The sequence below is a fragment of the Pseudomonas sp. EA_65y_Pfl1_P113 genome, from assembly GCF_963970525.1.
In the GTDB taxonomy this organism is placed as follows: Bacteria; Pseudomonadota; Gammaproteobacteria; order Pseudomonadales; family Pseudomonadaceae; genus Aquipseudomonas; species Aquipseudomonas tritici.
Genome location: NZ_CAXAQM010000041.1, coordinates 13,945 through 32,990, shown reverse-complemented (window position 1 = coordinate 32,990; position 19,046 = coordinate 13,945). Strand labels below are relative to the sequence as shown.

Below are 19,046 nucleotides of genomic sequence, written 5' to 3'. Positions count from 1 at the left end.
CCCTCACCTTACGTGTTCGCCGTGCGCGTCAATATCCGCTGCCTGCACATCGCTATCCGCCAGGCGCACGTCGCTTAACGATGGCGTTTCCAGGTCTGCGACGGCAGTTCGCCGAAGTGTTTGCGATAGGCCTCGGAAAACCGCCCCAGGTGCATGAAGCCATGGTCCAAAGCCACCTCAGTCACGCTGCGCGTACTGCTCAGTTGCAAGCGTGCGTGCACTCGTTCGAGCTTGCAGCGGCGTACATAGTCGCGCGGTGACAGCCCCACCTGGCGCGCAAACAGGCTGTACAGCGAACGTTCGCTGACGTTGGCCACGGTCATCAACTGCTCGACGCTGATGTCATCGCCCAGGTGCTGCTGGATAAATTCGCGCACCGCTTCAAACCCACCGCCGTGGGCAGCCTGGGGGATCACCCGCAACACATTGCTGCCCAGCAATGCCAGCAGCTTGTTGGCCACGATGCGTTCGTACAGGCCCTGCATGTGGGGCTCGGCAGCGTTTTCCGCCTCATGACAGATCAGCCCGAGCAACGGCAGGAAGCCGCCCATTTCACTGAGCGCCTGGCGGGCCGTCGCGAAGCGGATACCCACCTGCGGCAGGCTCCAGTGCTGCTCCAGGCAGGCGTTTTCCAGCAGGCGCACCGGCAGTTTGATGATGAATTTCTCGCAGTCGGCGGAATAGGTGAGGTCTACCGGGTCGTCGGGGTTGATCAGCAGGATTTCCCCCGGCCCGAACACGTCATCCTCGCCACGGGAGCTGGAGCGGCAATGCCCGCTCAACAGGATCTGCAGGTGATAGATGGTCTCCAGCGCCACCGATGTGACCCGTACCGGTGCGCCGTAGCTGATGCGGCACAGGTCCAGGCTCGCGAAGGTGCGATGGCTGATGCTCGCCCGGGGCCGGCCCTTGGGAGGCAGGCGAATGCGGTGGCTGCCCACATGCTGGTTGACGTAGTCCGACACCGCGTAGGCATCGGCGCCCTGGAGAATCTGGCTGCGCTCACTCAATAGCACGGTCATGGTTGCGACTCTTTTATAATTATTGGGCTCAGGCTGACGCCTGGGTAGGGGGGCGTCCAATATGGATAAAGTCTGAAGGGATACCCTGGAGGTATTGTCGGGCGTTCTGCGCCAGGCTTTCAGCGGTGCGTCGGTGCGCGCAGGGCTTGAGGTGACAATATCGTCCTAAAACGTTGAAACAATACTCTTGGCCGGATTGGACGGGCGCTCGGGACCTAGCGATACCCCCGCGCCTGAACATCGAACAACTCGGCATAGCGCCCACCCGCCACCATCAGCTGTTGATGGCTGCCCTCCTCCAGGATTCGCCCGCGGTCCAGCACGATGATGTGGTCGGCATTGCGCACGCTGGAGAATCGATGGGAAATCAACAACGTCATGCGGCCCTTGGCGTGTTCGCGAAAGTGCTCGAACACCGCCGCCTCGGCGCCGGCGTCCAGCGCGGCCGTCGGCTCGTCAAGAATCAGCAGATCCGCCTCCTGGCGCATATACGCGCGTGACAAGGCGACTTTCTGCCATTGCCCACCCGACAACTCCTGGCCGCCAAGCCAGCGCCCTAACTGTGTGCCGTAGGCCCTGCTCAGGCGCTCGATGAATTCGGCGGCCACCCCCTGGGTTGCGGCCGTGCGCCAGCGCGCCTCATCGTTCAGCGCATCGACGTCACCCACTCCAAGGTTCTCGCCGACGGTCATCTGGTAGCGGATGTAATCCTGGAAAATCACCCCAATGCGCTGGCGCAGTGTCTGTTCATCCCAGTCTTGCAAGTCGCTGCCATCCAGCAGAATGCGCCCCTCGTGCGGGGTATACAGGCGCGTGAGCAGTTTGATCAGGCTGGTTTTGCCCGAGCCATTCTCGCCCACCAGGGCCAGGCTTTGCCCCGGCGCCAAGTGCAGGTTGATGTCAGTCAATGCCTGCCGCTCAGCGCCGGGGTAACTGAACCCCACGTGCTCGCAGCGCAGACCGTCGCCGGGACACGCGCCCTGGGTAAGCCGGCCACTCGGCAGGACCACAGGGGTTAGCAGGTACTCATAAAGGTCCGACAGAAACAGACTGTCGTCATACAGGCCGGCAATGGCGCTGAGGCTGGCGGTGATCGCGCTTTGCCCCTGCTTGAACAGCACGATGTACATGGTCATCTGTCCCAGGCTGGTCTGGCCGCGCACGGTGTCCAGCACCACCCAGGCGTAAGCCACATAAAACGCCGCGGTGCCCAGCAGGCCCAGGGCAAAGCCCCAGGCATCGCGACGCACTGTCAACTGGCGGTCTTCGGTGTACAAGCGCCGGGCGTTGTCGCGGTAGCGCTTGAGGAACAGCGGCGCCAGGCCGAACAGCTTGACCTCTTTGGCATGGGTCTCGTGGGACAGCAGCGATTCCAGGTAATTCTGCTGACGGGTCTCGGGCGCGCGCCGGTGGAACAGGCGAAACGCATTGCCCGAGAAATGCGTCTCGGCGAAGAACACCGGTAAGGCGCCGACCACCAGAATCACCAGCGCCCACGGCGAAAAGTGCACTAACAGCACGGCAAAGCTGATCAGCGCGATCAGGTTCTGCACCAGCCCCAGGCCCTTGGTGACCAGGCTCAGGGGCCTTGTTGACGCGCCCTGGCGCACGCGCACCAGCTTGTCGTGGAACTCGGCGTCTTCAAATTGCAGGAGTGAGAGGGTCTGGGCTTTCTCCAGAATCATCAGGTTGACCTTCACCCCCAACTGCACCCGCAGCAACGATTGCTGCATTGACAACGCGCGCTGGGCGGCGGCCAGCAGCGCCAATACGCCCGCCTCGGCCAGCACGTACTGCATCACTGGCCACACGGGCGCCTGGCTGCCGGCTGCATGAATCTGCATCGCGTGCACCACGCCATCGACAATACGCTGGCCGATCCAGGCTGCCAGCGCAGGCAACAGACCGGCAACGATGGTGGCCAGCAGCAGGCCTATGAATAAGGGACGCGACGTCCCCCACACCAGCTTCAGTGCCCTGCGCGCCTGGATGGAAAACGCGCTCAATCGATTGAACAGCACCATGAATGGCATGGACTCCGTGTGGGGGCTGGGGTGGGACGGGTGGATTATGACAGGCGATGACGTTGCGCACATCCAACGGCGAGGCGACAGGGGCAAGTGGTGGAGCAAGGGGCAACCACGGCAGATTCTCGGCGCGCCGCAGCATGACTACATCCGCGCCTTGATCGCCGCCGCCGATCCTGCAACTGCAACTGCAACTGCAAAACGTTGTAAGCAGAGACATGGCCCGCGACCCAGAAACCGATCAGCAGGCCAGGGTAATCAGGCCCTGGGCCGAGCTTCTTTCGTAGCCAGCCGGACAAGCGCTCATCAAACTGATGGCATCACTGGGCACTAACCTCTTGCGATTATACGACCGGTCATTACAGGTAAGAGGCGCAATAACACAGGTAAAAATCTCGCCTGACCTGGCAGCACCACTGAACGTTTGTTTGCCAGTGCTGTAAGGGTTTGCTTGGCGACCTCGGAGGGCGAAATCTTCTTGCCTTGCTTATCTCTTGTTGCACGAGTGTCGACACTGGGAGGCAATACCGCCAAGACATGCGTTCCATGTCTCACGAGCTGCCGGCGAAGCCCCTCGGCAAAACCGTGCTGGCCCGCCTTGGCGGCGCCGTAGGTCAGTGCTCGCCCGGGCGACACCAGGGCGAAGCCGAAGCTTACGATGACAATTGGCCGGCCAGCGCGCCAATGTGGCTGCCGTCAATTGGACCGGTGCCGTCAGGTTGAGGGTGATTTCATCGGCGAGAGCGATCATGTCCGAGAGGCCCGCAGCAAAATCCCGCTCAATGAGCTGGCCTGCATTGCTGACGAGAATGTCGAGCTTGCCAAACCGCTCCGTGACGGTGTCCAGTAGCATCGCCTGTTCAGCGACGACAGTCACATCGGCTTTGACCTCAAGGGCGGCGGGGTACCGGCGACGAAATGCTTCGAGTGCCTCCGGGGATCTTCCGCAAACCGCTACCCGTGCACCTACCCCCAGGAAAGCCTCGGCCAGCGCCAGGCCTATGCCAGCGGTCCCGCCGGTGATTAAAACGACTCGTTCATGCCAACTCACGCTTGCGTGCATCGCAGTCTCCCAAACTTATCAGTTAACGCTTCCAGCTCTGGACGGGTGGCTTTGCTTTGTTGCCCTTGAGGTGCAAGCGCGCGACTGCTTGTACATTGGCGGCCAAGGACGAGAGTAGTTTTCCCAGCGCCGGTTGTTCAGGCTGACGTCGCACGCTGCGCTCGACGGAGTCCATGCTGGGTAGGATTCTTGGAAAGGCCGCCCCGTCCAGCGGGACACCAGGCTGCGAGGTGTACGCGTAATGCATCGCGCCTTGTACGACGTTGAACGGGACGTTCAGAGGTAGAGCCGGAACTACGGCCGCGAATACGGCAGGAAAAATCAGTGCCAATCATCGATGCCCTTCATACCATTCGCCTTTGAATTCATCGCTGCTGGGCATATTCATGATTTTTTGCTAGTGCTGCGACGTTTCTTCGTCGTTGTTGGCACTGGGCTGCTGCTCTTGACGAGCCGTCTTTCTCAGTTCCTGGGTGTCACCCTGCGGAAAAATCGTTATGGCTTTGTAATACGGCTGAGTCGTGCCCTTGCCGCCAGGCTCTTGTGCGCGGCGTTTGCTGGGCGTGCTGAGGTGACGTTGTTCGCTGGGTTTGTTCATATAAACCTCTGGCAAATACCTAGACCGCTGCGAAGTTGCAGGGTCTCGACACTAGGATAATGGCAGTGGTGTGCATGCACGTCGGTGCACTAGCGCTCTTATAAATAGCCCAAGTTCGCGATTTAAAAGAGTCTCAAAACCTTCGCTGGCCGCAGCAGCGCATGAAGCGCAGCCCCAAGTACCGTGCACGTGTGCAGGACATAACAACGCTATGTGCGCTCAACGCGTTGACCCAGCGCTATCGCCAGCAGCGAGAGAAACGCTGATGGCCGCACTATGTTCGCTAACGCACGGTGATCGCCGCGCGTTGCAGGCACGCTGAATGGGTCACGGTTTGCGGCATACCTGAGTGCCACGACCGTGTTCCTAATACGCAGATTTGACGAGGTATCCGGGTGACGGAAAGCCGAGTAGAAACGCCAGCGGCTGTGGCCTCTGACGGCAAAGTCGTTGCAGTTCGCGGCAGTGTCATCGACATGCGCTTCGATGTGGCATTGCCACCTGTTCACAGCTTACTGCGCGCCGGTAAAGACGGCCGAGTGGCAATTGAGGTATTGGCTCAACGCGATGAGCATCACGTACGCGGCATTGCGCTGACGCCCACCCAGGGGCTGGCCCGCGGTATGCATGTGCACAGCACCGGCGGGCCGTTGCAAGCGCCCGTTGGTAAACCCATTCTCTCGCGCATGTTCGACATTTTCGGCAACACCATAGACCGCGAGCCGGCGCTGGAAGGCGTGCAATGGCGCTCGGTGCACAGCCAACCACCACCGCTGGTGCACCGCTCAACTCAATCCGAAATATTCGAAACCGGCATCAAAGCCATCGACGTGCTCACCCCGCTCGAGCGCGGTGGCAAGGCCGGTTTGTTCGGCGGCGCGGGCGTCGGCAAGACGGTGCTGCTGACCGAGATGATCCACAACATGGTCGGCCATCAACAGGGCGTTAGCATCTTTTGCGGCATCGGCGAGCGCTCGCGCGAAGGCGAAGAGCTTTACCGCGAAATGAAAGCCGCCGGGGTGTTACCCAACATGGTGATGATCTTCGCGCAAATGAACGAGCCACCTGGCGCTCGCTTTAGCGTCGGCCATGCGGCGTTGACCATGGCTGAGTATTTCCGCGACGACGAGCAACGCGATGTACTACTGCTGATCGACAATATTTTCCGTTTTATCCAGGCCGGATCAGAAGTCTCGGGGCTGATGGGGCAAATGCCGTCGCGCCTCGGTTACCAGCCAACCATGGGCACCGAGTTGGCGGCGCTGGAAGAACGCATCGCCAATACCGACAGCGGAGCCATCACCTCGATTCAAGCGGTGTATGTGCCGGCCGACGATTTCACCGACCCGGCCGCGGTGCACACCTTTTCCCACCTGTCGGCCTCTATCGTGCTGTCGCGCAAGCGCGCCAGCGAAGGCCTGTTCCCGGCCATTGACCCGCTGCAGTCCAGTTCGAAGATGGTCACGCCGGGCATTGTCGGCGAGCGCCACTACCGGTTGGCCCAGGCCATCCGCCGCACGCTGGCGCAGTACACCGAACTCAAGGACATCATCGCCATGCTCGGTCTGGAGCAATTGTCGCCCGAGGACCGCAAGGTGGTGGCCCGGGCACGCCGGCTGGAACGCTTTCTTACCCAGCCGTTCTTCACCACCGAACAATTCACCAATATGAGCGGCAAGCTGGTGAGCCTTGAAGACGCGCTGGATGGCTGTGAGCGCATCCTCGCGGATGAATTCAAGGACCTGCCCGAGAGTGCGCTGTACATGATTGGCGCAGTCGATGAAGCCACGGCCAAGGCCAAGTCGAGCGCCCAATCAAAGCCCCAGCCCGAAGCCAAAGCAAAATGTACTACCGAGACGACGCCTCGGCACAAGCCCAGCGAGGAGCAGGCGCATGCCGTTGATGACGCTTAAGGTGCTGCTGCCATTTGAGGTATTCGCCGAGGAAACCCAGGTGTCGCGCATGGTGGTCGACACCGCGCAAGGCGCGTTCGGGCTCTTGCCTCAGCGCCTCGACTGCGTCGCGTCGCTGGTGCCCGGCATCCTCAGCTTTCAGGTCGACGAACAGGCAGAGGTGTTCCTTGCCCTTGATGAAGGCGTGCTGGTTAAAACCGGGCCGGATGTGGTGATCTCCGTGCGGCATGCGCTGCGCGGTACTGATTTGGCGCAGCTGCGTGATGCGGTCAAGCAGGAGTTCCTCACACTGGATGAGCATGAATACGCTGTGCGTGCCGCGATGGCCAAACTCGAAACAGGATTTATGCGGCGCTTCGCCTCGCTACGCGAGCGCTCCTCATGAAGCAGGCGTCAAAACGCACGCTGCCGACCGGCCACAACCTGGCAGAACAGGTCGGCGCTAAGGCGACGCGCAAGCTCAAGGCCCGACGCAACGGCGCACCCGGCGTCTGGTTCGGCCTCGGCATGATGGGTTTGATCGGCTGGTCGGTGGCCGTACCCGCGGTGCTGGGCGCGGCACTCGGCCTATGGCTCGACCAGCAGTATCCCGGTGGCCGCTCTTGGACCTTGGCGTTGTTGATGGCGGGCCTGACCATTGGCTGCCTGAACGCCTGGCATTGGGTCTCCCAAGAAGACCGCGCCATGCACGCCGAACAGGAGGATGACGATGATCAACAACCCTAACTGGCTGGCAGGGATCGCTGCGCTGTTGACCGGCGGCGCGCTAGGCGCGGTGTTCTTCGCCGGCCTGTGGTGGACGGTGCGCTGGGCTGCCGATTCAGCGACACCGGCGCGCTGGTTTATCACCAGCCTAATTGTGCGCACCGCCATCGTGCTCGCGGGCTTCTACGCCGTGGGTGCGACGCAGCCGCGATGAAATCTTCGGTCAGGCGATTGCGCTCAAGGTTGAGAGGGTGCCCGACGTGATCGGCGGCATCGAACTCAGCGCACAAGGGCAGAAGCTGGCCTGGAGCATTGCCGACTACCTGACGGCAGTGTCAGCCACGCTCAATGAACATACCGCTGAGGTGGGCGCCGCATGACGCCTACCAGCCCTGATAACAGCCTGCGCAGTGTGTATGACGGCGCATTTACCGGTATTCAGCAGTGCGTGCAGGGTTTTAGTGCGCACTTGTTGCCACGCGAGGTGGGGGCCATTGTCAGCGTCTCCACCGGTATCGCGCGCATTAACGGCTTACAGAATGTGGGTTTCGAGGAGCTTCTGCTGTTTCCCGACGGCCTGTCAGGCATCACGTTCAACCTCGATGAGGACGGTGTTGATGTGGTGTTGCTCGGTGACTACGCGCACCTGCACGCCGGTCAGGAGGTGCAGCGCAGCGGCCGGGTAATGGACGTCGGCGTCGGTGACGCATTGCTCGGTCGAGTGATCGACCCGTTAGGGCGACCGCTGGACGGTCTCGGCCCGGTGCGGAGCGAGCAACGCCTGCCCATCGAGCGCCCTGCTGCACCGATCATGGACCGAGCGCCGGTAACCGAGCCCCTGCAGACCGGGCTGAAGGTGCTCGACGCACTGATTCCCATAGGGCGTGGCCAGCGCGAATTGATCCTCGGCGACCGCCAGACCGGCAAGACCGCCATTGCTCTGGATACCATCTTCAATCAGCGCGACAAAAATGTGCTCTGCGTTTACTGCGCCATCGGCCAGCGCGCCTCAGCGGTGGCTAAGGCCGTGGCGACTCTGCGCGCCAAAGGCGCATTGGCGTACACCGTGGTCGTGGTGGCCGAAGGCAACGAAGCGCCGGGGTTGTCTTACATTGCACCGTACGCAGCCACCAGTATCGCCGAACACTTTATGGAGGCCGGCCATGACGTACTGATCGTGTACGACGACCTTACCCATCACGCGCGGGCTTACCGCGAGCTGTCACTGCTGTTGCGCCGCCCGCCCGGGCGTGAGGCATTTCCGGGGGATATCTTCTATATCCACTCGCGCATGCTCGAACGTGCCACCCGCCTCAACGAGGCGCGCGGTGGCGGTTCGATGACCGCGCTGCCGATCATCGAGACCGAGGCGCAGAACATCTCGGCCTATATCCCGACCAACTTGATTTCCATCACCGACGGGCAGATCGTCTTATCGCCGTCGCTGTTTGAGCTGGGCGTGCTGCCAGCCATCGACGTGGGCCAATCGGTCTCGCGAGTGGGTGGCAAGGCACAGCGCGCGGCCTATCGCGCAGTGGCCGGCGACCTCAAGCTGGCTTACGCGCAGTTCGAGGAGCTGGAAACCTTTGCCCGCTTCGGCGCTCGGCTGGATCAAGACACACGGCAATCCATCGAGCACGGCAAACGCATACGTGCCTGCTTGGTACAAGCCGAATTCTCACCGGTATCGGTGCCCGCACAGATCGCCATTCTTCTGGCATTAAATAGCGCGATGTTTAACGCGGTACCGGTCGAACGCATGCCAGCGGCCCAACAAGCGGTTGAGGTAGCCGCCAATGCCTTGCCCGATGAGCTGCGCACGCGCCTGAGCGGTATCGAAAAATTGACCGACGCCGACCGTGAGCAGGTGAGCGCCGCGGCCCGTCAGGCGCTTTCCGCCTTTTCCAGCACCGACGACGCCGCCCCCGGCGCCAAGACTGCAATCGAGGAAACCCCATGAATATCCAGATCAATACCGGCAATCACATCGACGGCAGCGCAGCACTGTCCGCGCACATCAGCGCCACGCTTGAGCAGGCGCTGCAGCGCTTTAGCGAACAAATCACCCGCGTGGAAGCGCATCTCAGCGACGAGAATGGAGACAAGAACGGCCAGCATGATCAGCTGTGCATGCTTGAGGCCCGCCTCAACGGGCGCCAGCCGGTGGCCGTGACCGAGTTCGCCGCCACTCAGGAGCAAGCGGTACATGGCGCCGCGCAGAAGATGGTGCACCTGCTGGACAGCACGCTCGGCCGGCTGAACGAGCATCGCGATAAGACCTCAGCCGTGCCAGAGCCGGTAAGTAAAGACACGCCAAACCCATGACCACCACGCTCACCGCACTGCGCCGGCAGATAGGCAGCGCCGGGGATCTGAAGTCCGTGGTGCGTACCATGAAGGCCTCAGCGGCGTCAGCTATTGGTCAGTACGAGCAGTCGGTGGCGGCACTGGCCGACTACGCCCGTACGGTCGAGCTCGGGCTCAGTGTGTGCCTGCGTGCAGTCGATCCGCACGGCATACAGCGCCAGGTAGCCGACACAACGGCCGCTGACGCGGTGGTGCACGCCATCGTATTTGGTTCCGACCAGGGGCTGGTGGGCCGGTTTAACGAGGTGGTGGTTGAGCATGCGCTGGCGAGGTTGCCCTCCGCCGCCGATGCCAAGACGACAGTAAAAGTCTGGGCAGTCGGCGAGCGCCTACAGGCGCGCCTGGTTGATGCGGGTGTGACGCTAGAAGGTTCATTTGCGGTGCCGGGGTCAGTGGAGCTGATCACCCAACTGGTGGGGCAAATCCTGCTGACGGTTCAGTTGCCTGACGGCTCCGCGATGAGTGCAATGCCACGCGCCACGCTGCTGCTGTTCTATAACCGCCCCGGCGAATCCGGCTAAAGCCCTGTAAGTCAGAGGCTACTGCCGTTAGACGCCGCGTGGCAGCGCGAGTTGGCGACTCAAGCCTGGCCCACGGCGCAACTGCCAGAAGTGTTGGGCAACCCTGCGCCGGCGCTGCAAGCCTTTATCCGCGAGCACCTGTTTGTTTCGTTGTTTCGCGCCAGTGCTGAGTCGTTGGCCAGTGAAAACGCCAGCCGGCTCGCCGCCATGCAGCGCGCCGACCGCAACATCGGCGAGTTGCTGCAAGAACTGCAAACCAGCTTCCATCAATTACGCCAGGCCAGCATCGACGAGGAACTCTTCGATGTGATCGCCGGCTTCGATGCGCTGCAGCCAAGCACCTGAAGTCGGCCACTCAAACACAGCTATTAGAACCACTGCGTGCGCTGTCGAACAGACGAAGCAAGGGATGGCGCCGGTGATGAGCACAGTAGCAGGCGTTGTCATGCGGTGAACTCCTTCATAAAGAGTGCTGGCACGGACTTGGCTGCTTCAGATAAATGGCTGATGTCGTCAGTCGCTTATTACCTCGACTGTTTCACCCTCCCCCTCAACCTTCCTTGCAGTTCCCGTAAAAGACCTTTGTCATCACGCCCATTGATAGCTCCCTAACGAAAGCCCCAGGCTAGAGGGCTAAACTCGCGCTTATATCATTCCGAATGATAGTTACCTTTGCTTCATTCGATTCGTGACATAGCACATCGCCGCGCATGATCCGCCCATCTCAAATACATTGGCGGATGCACTTCATGGAACAGTCACTCAAACATTTGCGCTTCCCCTTGGCGATTTTGGCCGTAGTGGTGATGAGCGCGTGCGGCAAGACCCCGGAACAAGCGGCCGCCATGCCTGCTGCCAAAGTCAGCGTGGCGAAGGTGCTGGAACAACCGGTCAACGAGTGGGATGAATTCACCGGTCGCCTGGAAGCCCCGGAAACCGTGCAGATTCGTCCACGGGTCTCTGGCCAGATTGACCAAGTCGCTTTCACCGAAGGCGCCTTGGTCAAGAAAGGCGACTTGCTGTTCCAGATCGACCCGCGTCCGTTCCAGGCTGAAGTGCGCCGCCTTGAAGCCCAGTTGCAACAAACCCGCGCCGCCGCCTCCCGCAGCGATAACGAAGCGCAACGTGGCGAGCGCCTGCGCCAGAGCAATGCGATTTCCGCCGAACTGGCCGACTCGCGCACCACCGCTGCCCAGGAAGCCCGCGCGGCCGTTGCCGGGATCCAGGCGCAGTTGGACCTGGCCAAGCTGAACCTGAGCTTTACCCGTGTGACCTCGCCGATCAGCGGCCGCGTCAGCCGTGCCGAAATCACTGCCGGCAACCTGGTGACCGCCGACACCACCGCGCTGACCAGTGTGGTCTCCACCGACAAGGTCTACGCCTACTTCGACGCCGATGAGCGTGTGTTCCTCAAGTACACCGAACTGGCTCGCCAAGGCCGCCGTGGTGCAACCACGCCGGTGTACCTGGGCCTGTCCAACGAAACCGGCAACCCGCACTTGGGCAAGATGAACTTCATCGACAACCAGGTCAATCCGGCCACCGGTACCATCCGTGGTCGCGCTGTGTTCGATAACAGCAAGGGCGAATACACCCCTGGCCTGTATGCACGCCTGAAATTGGTCGGCAGCGGCACCTACTCTGCCGTGTTGATCACCGACGAAGCCGTCGGCACCGACCTGGGCAAGAAATTCGTGCTGGTGATGGAAGGCGACAAGCCGGCATATCGTTCGGTGGAGCTGGGGCCGAAGATCGAAGGTTTGCGCATCGTGCGCAGCGGCCTGAACAAGGACGACACCATTATCGTCAAGGGCCTGCAGCGCGTGCGCCCAGGGTCGCCAGTGGCCCCGCAAACCATTCCGATGGCCAGCCAGGAAACCCTCGCCGCCTTGGCCAAACAACGACAAGCGCTTGAAGCCAGCAACCTGGAACAAGTGGCGCCGGATAAAGCCTCGCCCAAACTTGCCAGCGCGACTCCACGCGGTTAAGGGATACGACTCAAGATGAATTTTTCCAAGTTCTTCATTTCGCGGCCGATCTTCGCAGCAGTGCTCTCGCTGTTGATCCTGATCGCCGGGGCGATCTCGCTGTTCCAATTGCCGATCAGCGAATACCCGGAAGTGGTGCCGCCGACTGTGGTGGTACGCGCCAACTTCCCGGGCGCCAACCCCAAGGTCATCGGCGAAACCGTGGCCGCTCCGCTGGAGCAGGCGATCACCGGCGTCGAGAACATGCTGTACATGTCCTCGCAGTCGACCGCCGACGGCAAGCTGACCCTGACCATCACCTTCGCCTTGGGTACCGACCTGGACAACGCGCAGGTGCAGGTGCAAAACCGTGTGACGCGGACTCAGCCGAAACTGCCAGAGGAAGTGACGCGCATCGGTATTACCGTGGACAAGGCCTCCCCCGACCTGACCATGGTGGTGCACTTGACCTCCCCGGATCAGCGCTACGACATGCTCTACCTGTCCAACTATGCGTTGCTCAATGTGAAGGATGAGCTGGCGCGTCTGGGCGGTGTCGGTGACGTGCAGCTGTTCGGCATGGGTGACTACTCCCTGCGGGTATGGCTGGACCCGAACAAGACCGCTTCGCGCAACCTGACCGCCACCGATGTGGTGACCGCGATCCGTGAGCAGAACCGTCAAGTGGCTGCCGGTGCCCTGGGTGCGCAACCCGCGCCGTCTACCACTGCATTCCAGTTGTCGGTGAACACCCAAGGTCGCCTGGTGACCGAGGAAGAGTTCGAGAACATCGTGATTCGCTCAGGCGACAACGGTGAAATCACCCGCCTCAAAGACATCGCACGGATCGAGCTGGGTTCCAGCCAATACGCCCTGCGCTCGTTGCTCAACAACCAGCCGGCGGTGGCGATCCCGATCTTCCAGCGCCCTGGCTCCAACGCCATCGAGATTTCCAACGAAGTGCGCGGCAAGATGGATGAGCTGAAAAAGAACTTCCCGCAAGGGATGGACTACAGCATCGTCTATGATCCGACCATCTTTGTGCGCGGCTCCATCGAAGCGGTGGTGCACACCCTGTTCGAAGCGCTGATTCTGGTTGTTTTGGTGGTGATCCTGTTCCTGCAGACCTGGCGCGCCTCGATCATTCCTTTGGTGGCGGTGCCGGTTTCGTTGATCGGTACGTTTGCGGTGATGCACCTGTTTGGCTTCTCGCTCAACGCGTTGTCGCTGTTCGGCCTGGTACTGGCCATCGGTATCGTGGTGGACGACGCCATCGTGGTGGTGGAGAACGTCGAACGGAATATCGAGCTGGGCCTGGAACCGTTCCCGGCGACCGAAAAGGCCATGAGCGAAGTGACCGGCCCGATCATCGCGACGGCGCTGGTGCTGTGTGCGGTGTTCATTCCGGCTGCCTTTATCAGCGGCTTGACCGGGCAGTTCTACAAACAGTTCGCCTTGACCATCGCGATTTCGACAGTGATCTCGGCGTTCAACTCGCTGACCTTGTCCCCTGCCCTGGCCGCCGTGTTGCTGCGCAGCCATGACGCGCCGAAGGATCGTTTCTCCAAGATGCTCGACAAGCTGTTTGGTGGCTGGTTGTTCAAACCGTTCAACCGCTTCTTTGAAAAAGCCAGCCACGGCTACGTCGGCACCGTACGCCGGGTGATTCGCGGTAGCGGTATCGCGCTGTTCCTGTATGCCGGCTTGATGGTGCTGACCTGGTTCGGCTTTGCCCACACCCCGACCGGTTTCGTACCGGCCCAGGACAAGCAATACCTGGTGGCCTTCGCCCAATTGCCGGACGCCGCGAGCCTGGACCGCACTGAAGACGTGATCAAGCGCATGTCTGACATCGCGCTGAAACAACCGGGTGTGGAAGCTGCCGTAGCCTTCCCGGGCTTATCGATCAACGGTTTCACCAACAGCCCGAACAGCGGCATCGTGTTCGTGACCTTGAAACCGTTCGACGAACGTAAAGACCCGAGCATGTCCGCCGGTGCGATTGCCGGCGCGTTGAACGGTAAATACAGCGACATCCAGGAAGCCTACATGGCGATCTTCCCACCGCCGCCGGTACAGGGCCTGGGTACGATTGGTGGCTTCCGCCTGCAGATCGAAGACCGTGGCAACCTGGGTTACGACGAGCTGTACAAAGAAGTGCAGAACATCATCACCAAGAGCCGTAACACGCCGGAGCTGTTCGGCCTGTTCACCAGCTACACGGTCAACGTGCCTCAGGTCGATGCGGCTATCGACCGTGAAAAGGCCAAGACTCACGGCGTGGCGATCAGCGACATCTTCGACACCCTGCAGATCTACCTGGGTTCGTTGTATGCCAACGACTTCAACCGCTTCGGTCGCACCTACCAGGTCAACGTGCAGGCTGAGCAACAGTTCCGCCTCGATGAAGACCAGATCGGCCAACTGAAAGTGCGCAACAACAAAGGCCAGATGATCCCGTTGGCGACCTTCATCAAGGTCAGCGACACCTCGGGCCCGGACCGCGTGATGCACTACAACGGCTTTATCACGGCTGAAATCAACGGCAACGCTGCACCGGGCTACAGCTCGGGCCAGGCAGAAGCTGCGATTGAAAAACTGCTGAAAGACGAACTGCCCAACGGCATGACCTACGAGTGGACCGACCTGACGTATCAGCAAATTCTCTCGGGCAATACCGCGCTGTTCGTGTTCCCGCTCTGCGTACTGCTGGCGTTCCTGGTACTCGCCGCCCAATACGAAAGCTGGAGCCTGCCGCTGGCGGTGATCCTGATCGTTCCGATGACGCTGCTGTCGGCGATTACCGGGGTGATCATCTCGGGCGGCGACAACAACATTTTCACCCAGATCGGACTGATCGTATTGGTGGGCCTGGCGTGTAAGAACGCGATTCTGATCGTTGAGTTCGCCAAGGATAAACAGGCAGAAGGCCTCGACCCACTGGCTGCGGTACTGGAAGCCTGCCGTCTGCGTCTGCGGCCGATCCTGATGACCTCGTTCGCCTTCATCATGGGTGTGGTGCCCCTGGTGTTGTCCAGCGGTGCCGGTGCCGAGATGCGCCATGCGATGGGCGTGGCGGTGTTCTCCGGGATGATCGGTGTGACCTTCTTCGGTCTGTTGCTGACGCCAGTGTTCTACGTACTGATCCGTCGCTATGTGGAGCGCCAGCAAGCGCGCAAAGCGGCCAAGGCCTTGAAGCTGGAGACACAGCAATGAGTGTGAAAGTATTCTTGCCGAGCTTGTTGGTGCTGGCGCTGAGCGCCTGTGCCGTAGGCCCGGACTACAAAACCCAGACCCCGGAGGCGGCCAATGTCACGGCCGCCGCCGATGCCAAGAAGTATGACCACGCCAAGTTCGAAGGCATCTGGTGGCAGCAGTTCGAGGACCCGACCCTCAACCAGTTGGTGACTCAGTCGCTGCAGGGCAACCGCGATTTGCGCGTCGCCTTTGCCCGTCTGCGGGCCGCCCGCGCCATCCGCGATGACGCCAGCAATGACGCCATGCCGACCATCACCAGCCGCGTCAGCAGTGACCAGGGCAAAGGCCAGATTCCGGGCCAGACCACCCGGCGCGTCAAGACCGAGCGTTACGACCTCGGCCTGGACATGGCTTGGGAACTGGACCTGTTCGGCCGCATACAGCGCAACCTGGAAGCCACCGACGCCGACCAGCAAGCCGCCGAGGCTGACTTGTACCAACTGCAAGTCACTATGATTGCCGAACTGGTGGATGCCTACGGTCAACTGCGCGGCGCGCAACTGCGTGAACGCATTGCCCTGGACAACCTGAAGAACCAGCAGGAATCGCGCACCATCACCGAAAGCCTGCGCGATGCCGGCGTGGGTGATCAGTTGGATGTGGAACGTGCCGACGCACGCCTCGCGGCGGTTGAAGCCAGCGTGCCGCAACTGCAGGCCGAGCAAGTGCGCGAGCGTAACCGCATCGCCACCCTCCTCGGTCAGCGTCCTGACAAGCTGACGGTGGACCTGAGTCCTAAAGACCTGCCAGCGATTGCCAAGGCATTGCCGATTGGCGACCCGGGGCAACTGCTGCAACGTCGCCCGGACATTCTCAGTGCCGAACGCAAACTGGCCGCCGCCACTGCGCGTATCGGTGTGGCCAAGGCCGATTTGTTCCCACGGGTCAGCCTCAGCGGCTTCCTCGGCTTTACCGCCGGGCGCGGTTCGCAGATCGGCTCGTCCGCTGCGAATGCCTGGGCCCTCGGCCCTAGCATCACCTGGGCCGCCTTTGACCTGGGCAGCGTACGCGCCCGTTTGCGCGGTGCGGATGCCGAGGCTGATGGCGCGCTGGCGAACTACGAGCAGCAAGTGCTGTTGGCCCTGGAAGAATCCGAAAACGCCTTCAGTGATTACGGCAAGCGTCAGCAACGCCTGGTCTCGCTGATCCGCCAAAGCGAATCCAGCCGCGCCGCCGCCGACCTGGCTGCGATCCGCTACCGCGAAGGCACCGTGGACTTCCTGGTGCTGCTTGACGCGCAACGTGAGCGTCTGGCGGCCGAAGACTCCCAGGCCCAGGCCGAAGTGGATTTGTATCGCGGGATTGTAGCGATCTACAAAGCACTCGGTGGTGGCTGGCAGCCAGACACGGTTGTTGCCACCGCCAAGTGAAGTAAAGAGCTCCTTTGGTTGGTCGCATCCAGCCAATTTTTAGCCCCGTGGTCCATTCGGTCACGGGGCTTTTTTTGGTCGGGTGTTTTACAGGGATGATAGTTAGGAAGTTGCCTGCACATTAGTCAGCCTTATCTGTCAGAGGGTTCTGAAATTTCTTCAAAAGCTAATGTTGGACTCTAGTACGTCGATAACGGGGGTGTAATTCTTAATACAGACAGGAGATTGTTATGGGCATGCTCGTTACGAACACAGCGACCACGTTATCGAAGCAAACTGATGCTCGTGTGGTCAGAAACCCAACCATGGTGACGAATGCGTTTACGCTGACGGAAGAGTCCAAAGCGGCGGAGACGCTGAAGCTAAAAAATTCAGAAAAAATTAACGACCTAAAAATCTTTTTAAAAAGCTATGACCTGACTTCTATCAGCACCAACGAACTTAAAGAAGTGGGCAGCAAACTTTACGATAACGGACTCATCGATGACAATACGTTCATGATGTTCATAGCTGGAGACGGCGCATCAGATGCTAATGGCCGCCAAACGAAAATGGACGTTAAATTCAATGCAATCGCTTTGTTTAACGAAAAGTTGGAGGATAACTTGGCGTATTTCAAGACCGATCGATACTCGAAACCTGAGCACGTTGCCTATATCACTCACCGGATGGTCAGTGCCAATCAGGCGCTTAATGCGATGGTTTACTTCGCAAATTCCCCAGCCAGCACCCTTTCTATAGATGAACACGCATGATCAATAAACACTCAAAAAGCAGCGCGTTGAAGGTGTCTGTCAACGCGCTGTTTGCAGGGTACAAGCACAACGCCGACACCTGAAACGACAACCCCAGCAATAAAGCAAATGAAACAGTATAAGACGCTTTACAAATTCACCTTCATAAATAAATGATTGAATCCTCAGCATGCACCGAATACAACAAAGCAACCACAGGCTTTCAATTTACCCATAGGCGACCCTCACGGTTGGCAGACGATATATATCGACTATTCATGCTTTGCCTTAACTAGCACCCAGTAAACATCGGCGAGCACCACGCCACTTACTATGCATGAACGTTCAAACGCGATGAGCCGCCCGCCTCCCAAAAAATTGCGGGAAATCTCTTTAGACTTTTATGAAGGACGACGGTGTATATATCTCTGATCTTCAAACCTAAAACTAAACGCCCGCAACCTCATTCAAAATCAAACTCCGATAATGCCCCGGATTCGACCCGCTCCATTTACGAAACGCTTTATAAAACGAACTGGTATCGGCAAACCCCAACCGCTCTGCAATTTCGGCGAAGCTGATCTGCGCTTCCGCCAGCCAAACAATCGCCAACTCTTTACGCACGCTGTCCTTGAGCCCTTGAAAGGTCTGCCCCTCTTCAGCCAATCGGCGTCGCAAGGTTGAGGCGGAGATGCACAGGCTGGCGGCGAGGCCTTCGGTTTCCGGCCAGGTCTCGGGAGGCATTTGGCGCAGGTCGTGTTTGATGTGGGTAGCGAGGCTGTCGGGGTCGCGGTACTTGACCAGGATATTGGCCGGCGCGTGGGCCAGGAAACGTTTGAGCTCTTCTGCGCTGCGCTTGATCGGCAGGTCCAGGCAGTCGGCGGAGAAGATCATGCGGGTGCGCGGTCGGTCGAAACGCAGGTTGTCGGAGAACATGACTTGGTAATCATCGCAGAAGTCTGGTTTTGAGCAGCGCAGTTCAATCGCAAGAATTGGAATCCTACGTCCCGCCAGCCAACAGGCTACGCCATGCACAATCATCCAATACGTAAAGTAGGTGAAGGCCCTGTTGGGTTCGGGCTCCGGTTCCAGCAGCACGATCTCCGCCAGGCTTTGTTGACGCACCAGTTGCGCGGGCATGCGTTCCAACATCAGTGACAGGAACGCCAGGCCGGTTTCCAGGCTTGCGCCGAGGGTGGGTTGCACCATGGAAGCGCGGCAAAGGAAGGCCAAGCTGCCGGACCTGAGTTTGCGCGGGTCCATGCCGAAGAACTCATCGTCCATACGCCGCGCCAGCAGGCGCCATAGACGCGCATAGGTCGTGGCCGACACGCGCGCATCGGGCTGGCCCAACAGTGCCGGGTCGATACCGGCTTTATCCAGCACTTCGATCGCGGCTTCACCCGGCGCACAGCTCTGCAACAAGGCTTCGCGCACGAGGTGGAGGGAGATGGTGTCTTTTTCCAACATGAGGGATCGGGCATCCGGCTGCGCAACAAAT

16 protein-coding genes and 2 pseudogenes are annotated in these 19,046 nt (G+C 60.2%); 12 read left to right on the top strand and 6 right to left on the bottom strand.

The window, feature by feature from the left end; translation table 11 throughout:
- Positions 1 to 74 precede the first annotated feature (74 nt).
- From AACY52_RS24970 to AACY52_RS24960, 5 genes and pseudogenes are all read right to left on the bottom strand, one after another.
- Positions 75 to 1,022 (bottom strand): AraC family transcriptional regulator, encoded by a 948-nt coding sequence (locus tag AACY52_RS24970; RefSeq protein WP_339457439.1) that lies wholly within the window; start codon positions 1,020 to 1,022, stop codon positions 75 to 77.
- A gap of 215 nt (positions 1,023 to 1,237) precedes the next feature.
- Positions 1,238 to 3,046 (bottom strand): ABC transporter ATP-binding protein, encoded by a 1,809-nt coding sequence (locus AACY52_RS24965; protein ID WP_339560912.1) that lies wholly within the window; start codon positions 3,044 to 3,046, stop codon positions 1,238 to 1,240.
- Positions 3,047 to 3,379: 333 nt separating this feature from the next.
- A complete protein-coding gene (locus AACY52_RS32355) occupies positions 3,380 to 3,709 on the bottom strand; it encodes an SDR family NAD(P)-dependent oxidoreductase (protein WP_370468049.1) in 330 nt (109 codons plus the stop codon).
- Positions 3,710 to 3,737: 28 nt separating this feature from the next.
- Positions 3,738 to 4,112: pseudogene (locus AACY52_RS32350) on the bottom strand (SDR family NAD(P)-dependent oxidoreductase); the annotation flags it as partial.
- Positions 4,113 to 4,509: 397 nt separating this feature from the next.
- Positions 4,510 to 4,710, bottom strand: coding sequence for a hypothetical protein (locus tag AACY52_RS24960; RefSeq protein WP_339419110.1), 201 nt, complete (start codon positions 4,708 to 4,710; stop codon positions 4,510 to 4,512).
- Between the two features lie 395 nt (positions 4,711 to 5,105).
- Between AACY52_RS24960 and atpD the strand changes: the two genes are divergently transcribed.
- From atpD to AACY52_RS24900, 12 genes and pseudogenes are all read left to right on the top strand, one after another.
- Positions 5,106 to 6,623, top strand: a complete 1,518-nt coding sequence (gene atpD / locus AACY52_RS24955) for a F0F1 ATP synthase subunit beta (RefSeq protein WP_339560909.1) — start codon at positions 5,106 to 5,108, stop codon at positions 6,621 to 6,623.
- On the top strand, positions 6,604 to 7,008 hold the full coding sequence (locus AACY52_RS24950; RefSeq protein ID WP_339560908.1) for a F0F1 ATP synthase subunit epsilon: 405 nt from the start codon (positions 6,604 to 6,606) through the stop codon (positions 7,006 to 7,008). The genes atpD and AACY52_RS24950 overlap by 20 nt, the downstream gene beginning before the upstream one ends.
- Complete coding sequence (locus AACY52_RS24945; protein ID WP_339560907.1) at positions 7,005 to 7,349, top strand: AtpZ/AtpI family protein; 345 nt, start codon at positions 7,005 to 7,007, stop codon at positions 7,347 to 7,349. Before AACY52_RS24950 ends, AACY52_RS24945 begins: the two co-directional genes overlap by 4 nt.
- Positions 7,333 to 7,542 (top strand): ATP synthase subunit I, encoded by a 210-nt coding sequence (locus tag AACY52_RS24940; RefSeq protein ID WP_339560906.1) that lies wholly within the window; start codon positions 7,333 to 7,335, stop codon positions 7,540 to 7,542. Before AACY52_RS24945 ends, AACY52_RS24940 begins: the two co-directional genes overlap by 17 nt.
- Complete coding sequence (locus tag AACY52_RS24935; RefSeq protein WP_339560913.1) at positions 7,523 to 7,708, top strand: hypothetical protein; 186 nt, start codon at positions 7,523 to 7,525, stop codon at positions 7,706 to 7,708. The genes AACY52_RS24940 and AACY52_RS24935 overlap by 20 nt, the downstream gene beginning before the upstream one ends.
- Complete coding sequence (locus AACY52_RS24930) at positions 7,705 to 9,288, top strand: alternate F1F0 ATPase, F1 subunit alpha (protein ID WP_339560905.1); 1,584 nt, start codon at positions 7,705 to 7,707, stop codon at positions 9,286 to 9,288. The genes AACY52_RS24935 and AACY52_RS24930 overlap by 4 nt, the downstream gene beginning before the upstream one ends.
- On the top strand, positions 9,285 to 9,653 hold the full coding sequence (locus tag AACY52_RS24925; protein WP_339437008.1) for an HPF/RaiA family ribosome-associated protein: 369 nt from the start codon (positions 9,285 to 9,287) through the stop codon (positions 9,651 to 9,653). The genes AACY52_RS24930 and AACY52_RS24925 overlap by 4 nt, the downstream gene beginning before the upstream one ends.
- A pseudogene (locus AACY52_RS24920) lies at positions 9,650 to 10,561 on the top strand (F0F1 ATP synthase subunit gamma). The gene AACY52_RS24925 and the pseudogene AACY52_RS24920 overlap by 4 nt, the downstream one beginning before the upstream one ends.
- A 404-nt stretch (positions 10,562 to 10,965) precedes the next feature.
- Entirely contained in the window at positions 10,966 to 12,204 is a 1,239-nt protein-coding gene (mexE, locus tag AACY52_RS24915; protein ID WP_339428248.1) for a multidrug efflux RND transporter periplasmic adaptor subunit MexE, read from the top strand.
- A 15-nt stretch (positions 12,205 to 12,219) separates the two neighbouring features.
- Positions 12,220 to 15,399, top strand: a complete 3,180-nt coding sequence (locus AACY52_RS24910; protein WP_339428247.1) for an efflux RND transporter permease subunit — start codon at positions 12,220 to 12,222, stop codon at positions 15,397 to 15,399.
- Positions 15,396 to 16,811, top strand: a complete 1,416-nt coding sequence (locus tag AACY52_RS24905; protein WP_339428246.1) for a TolC family protein — start codon at positions 15,396 to 15,398, stop codon at positions 16,809 to 16,811. The genes AACY52_RS24910 and AACY52_RS24905 overlap by 4 nt, the downstream gene beginning before the upstream one ends.
- Before the next feature lie 230 nt (positions 16,812 to 17,041).
- Positions 17,042 to 17,566 (top strand): hypothetical protein, encoded by a 525-nt coding sequence (locus AACY52_RS24900; protein ID WP_339560904.1) that lies wholly within the window; start codon positions 17,042 to 17,044, stop codon positions 17,564 to 17,566.
- A 426-nt stretch (positions 17,567 to 17,992) separates the two neighbouring features.
- On the opposite strand, the gene AACY52_RS24895 is transcribed toward AACY52_RS24900, so the two are convergent.
- The gene (locus AACY52_RS24895) at positions 17,993 to 19,015 is read right to left on the bottom strand and encodes an AraC family transcriptional regulator (RefSeq protein WP_339419101.1); all 1,023 of its coding nucleotides are present in this window, start codon (positions 19,013 to 19,015) and stop codon (positions 17,993 to 17,995) included.
- Positions 19,016 to 19,046: the final 31 nt, after the last annotated feature.